Source organism: Bombilactobacillus bombi (genome assembly GCF_013607485.1).
GTDB classification, from domain to species: Bacteria; Bacillota; Bacilli; order Lactobacillales; family Lactobacillaceae; genus Bombilactobacillus; species Bombilactobacillus bombi_A.
The window spans coordinates 1-2,161 of the sequence record NZ_SCHP01000106.1 but is presented as its reverse complement, the minus strand read 5'-3'; the positions used below and the strand labels follow the sequence as shown (position 1 = coordinate 2,161).

The window sequence follows — 2,161 nt, the reverse complement described above, 5'->3', positions numbered from 1 at the left end:
TTATATGTTAAATAGATTTAAGCAAAGATTTTATAATTAGGACTGATAAGTGCATTAAATTAAAAAAGTAAGGCCTTTACAATGATTATTAAAATAATGAAATCAGAGATTGATTTAAGCACTACTATTATTATGGCAGATTACAAGTTTAATCTGAACAAGCTCTAAAAACTTCAATGGCAGTTCGATAATTGTGCAGTTTTAAAGGTCGATTATTAATCAGTCCAAGTGCTGCTAACACTTGATCGGCAATTACTTGTTTAAAGTCAGTTTTCTTAGGAAAGAACCAGCGCAGTTTGCGGTTAAAGTATTCATTGCTGCCCCGTTACCAAGGTGAATAAGGATGACAGAAATAAGCAGTTAAGCCATAACGCTGCTTAAAGCTTGCAAAAGCCAGGTTTAAAGACTGAACCGTCCGATCTGGGGCTTTCAGAGACCAAGTTAAGCGTAAATGGTTTTCGATCAATTGCTTCAGGAGCTCATCTAAAATCGTTCTACGGCCACAGTTCCTTCTTTTTTGATCTGCATCTTGAGGCTGCACCCGTTGTAATTCCGTACAGATAGTGGGCTTATCTACGCCCACTGCAGTAGCGATTTGTTGCTGCGTTTTACCTTGTTGGTGTAAAAGGGCTATCGCTCCGCGGTCAAACTGTGTTAAAGTAGTAGTACTCAAAGTAATCTTCTTTCATGTGTAAAGGAATTACTTTAGGTTTTTTAGATTAAGGATGTTCGGATTAATTATAGAATCTGCGCTATATAATAATAATTATGATTTAGTTTTTTAATAAGACAAGGGGACTTTATTATGAAGCAGGCAATATTTTTTTTACCTGATCAATATGCAGATTAGGAAGGATCATATTTATCAAATATTTTAAATCAAAGTACTAATTGGAGAGTAAGAACTGCTAGTTTTATATCTAAAGTGACCTCTTTAGGTGGTTTTCAAACAAAAATTGATTACACACTTGAACAATTACCAAATAAAGTAGATTTATTTATCCTTGTTGGTGGAAGTAATTGGCCTATTAATGACATTAAATTAACCGAATTTGTTAAATATCGTCTAGATAATAACGAATTAGTAGGAGCAATTTGTGGGGGTGTTGATTATCTAGCACGTCAGGAACTGTTATATAATTATCAGCATACTGGTAATGATAAAGAAGTTTGGCAATCATATCAGCACTATAATAACTCAGCAAAATTTAAATATCAGCAAGCGGTTATTGATAACAATTTGGTTACTGCTAATGGCACGGCCGCTTTAGAATTTACGCGTTTAGTATTAAAAATGATAAATTTTGCAACAGATTCTGAAGTAAAAAGAATGACTGATTTTTACCAATTAGGATTTTATAAATATTGTCAAAAATATGGTAATCCATATTCTTAATGTCCTTTATAATTAAAACAATTAATACTTGGTGCCAATTATATATAATTTCTTATCGGTCAAGTATTTATCTCACAGTTAATCATTAAATACTGCTAAGTAGGCTTTATTTAGGCATTTTCATAGATTATGAGAAGCAAAAAAGTACTTCACCGAAGTTTAAGCACAATGAAGTGCCTCATAATTGTTAGACAAATAACTAACGATTGTGAGTCACTTCGTTATACCCGTAGAGGGCGGTTTTTGTCCTAGCTGCTTTTTACGGAAATTTAGTTGACAAATACAATAAAAAAAATATAGTATCAAAACAAATTAACGCAAAGGAGAAAATACATATCTAATATTTAATTATTGTATCTCAATACTACAATAAGAAAAGAGGTATATTGCTTGAAAGATATTATTAGATGTAATGGTTTGACGGTTCAATTTAAAAAGAATTTATTTAGTAATAAAAAATTCTTGGCTTTAGATAATATAACAATACAAGTATTTAAAAATGAGATTTTTGGTATTATAGGACCTTCAGGTGCCGGTAAAACAACTTTGTTAAATGTTTTGACGAAGCAAATCCAAAATTATTCAGGAAAAATAGAAATAGATGGAAATGATATTAAAAATATAAAACAAGATTTTTTTAAAAAAATTAGTTTGTTTGCGGTTGATAGCGGTTTATACATGGATTTATCAGTTTACGATAATTTATTGTTGTATGCAAAAGTATATGGAAAAAAAGAAGAGGATGTATACAAACTAATAAAAGAA

1 protein-coding gene and 2 pseudogenes are annotated in these 2,161 nt (G+C 30.9%); 2 read left to right on the top strand and 1 reads right to left on the bottom strand.

The window, feature by feature from the left end:
* Positions 1-148: 148 nt before the first annotated feature.
* Positions 149-673, bottom strand: a pseudogene (locus EQ827_RS08530) (transposase).
* 195 nt (positions 674-868) lie between these two features.
* Between EQ827_RS08530 and EQ827_RS08525 the strand changes: the two are divergent.
* Positions 869-1,396, top strand: a pseudogene (locus EQ827_RS08525) (DJ-1/PfpI family protein); the annotation flags it as partial.
* Positions 1,397-1,786: 390 nt separating this feature from the next.
* The coding region (locus EQ827_RS08520; RefSeq protein ID WP_181190557.1) for an ATP-binding cassette domain-containing protein at positions 1,787-2,161 on the top strand (375 nt) is incomplete at its 3' end.